The sequence below is a fragment of the Photobacterium sanguinicancri genome (assembly GCF_002265265.1).
Classification (GTDB): domain Bacteria; phylum Pseudomonadota; class Gammaproteobacteria; order Enterobacterales; family Vibrionaceae; genus Photobacterium; species Photobacterium sanguinicancri.
In genome coordinates this window covers 1-349 of record NZ_NOIF01000555.1, presented here as the reverse complement: position 1 = coordinate 349, position 349 = coordinate 1, and the positions used below count along the sequence as shown (strand labels likewise).

Sequence of the window (349 nt, the reverse complement as noted above, 5' to 3'; positions counted from 1 at the left end):
CGGGCCTGCTCGGCGTACCCGTGCTCCAGCACGTCCTGCGGGACCTCGACGTTCGGGACGTCGTCGGTGCCGTGGTACTTCTCGATGTAGGCGTCGAGCTCGGGGCCCGAGGTCCACGAGGTGATGAGGCAGTAGCGCGGCTCCGTGCCGTTGTGCGTGGCGGCGTGCCACAGGCGCTGCGTGTCGACGATCAGCTGCGCGCCGGCCGGCAGAGCGATGCGGTACTCGATGCTCGGGTCGGTGCGGTTCTCGCGCAGGACGAAGTAGCTGTCCTTGTCGTCGGTGAGATTGAAGAAGCCGCGGACGACCCATCCGGTGCCGTCGGGGGTCAGCCGGTTGTTGTCGTCCT

1 protein-coding gene is annotated in these 349 nt (G+C 68.2%); it reads right to left on the bottom strand.

The genetic code is table 11. The features are described from left to right. On the bottom strand, window positions 1–349 hold a 349-nt coding region (locus ASV53_RS26720; RefSeq protein WP_205049260.1), incomplete at both ends, for a hypothetical protein.